Annotated in this window: 1 protein-coding gene; it reads right to left on the bottom strand. The window is 52.0% G+C overall.

Annotation, left to right across the window (positions count from 1 at the left end; translation table 11 throughout):
• Positions 1 to 414, bottom strand: a 414-nt coding sequence (locus HMPREF9144_RS12625; RefSeq protein WP_040557442.1) for a major capsid protein, incomplete at its 3' end; no start/stop codon positions are given.
• Between the last annotated feature and the right edge of the window lie 107 nt (positions 415 to 521).

The raw sequence follows: 521 nt of genomic DNA, 5'->3' as shown, positions 1-521 counted from the left end.
AATTTTAAGCACGGCAGAAACTGCCTGCATCTCTTCGACCTGAGCAATGGCCAGCTCTTCGTCACGCATGTTCTGCATGATGATGCGACGGCGGCGGTAAGCCGGGTCCGCCAGATTCTGCGGATCTTCATCCGGCAGGCGACGCAGGGTCATCTGCGGATTCACTTCATGCTTCGGCTTGACATATCCCGGCGTAAATTCAGAGGTGGAGCCGCCACGGGAACGGATAACCTCACCGGAAACAATCGGCGAAACGTACAGCGCCATGTTTACCAGTCCCGGAATTTGTGAGAGATAGACTTTCTCCGTGGTGAAGGGATAGCTCTCACGGAAAAAGAGACGCAGAAACAGCGGATCAAACTTAAATTTCTGCTCATTTGCCGCCAGCAGTTGGGCGGTTGTGTACATCGACATAAAAAAAATCCCGTAAAAAAAAGCCGCACAGGCGGCCTTTAGTGATGAAGGGTAAAGTTAAACGATGCTGATTGCCGTTCCGGCAAACGCGGTCCGTTTTTTCGAGC

Source organism: Prevotella pallens ATCC 700821 (assembly GCF_000220255.1).
Classification (GTDB): domain Bacteria; phylum Bacteroidota; class Bacteroidia; order Bacteroidales; family Bacteroidaceae; genus Prevotella; species Prevotella pallens.
Note: the sequence above shows the minus strand (reverse complement) of the source record. Positions and strands in the feature narration are given on the sequence as shown.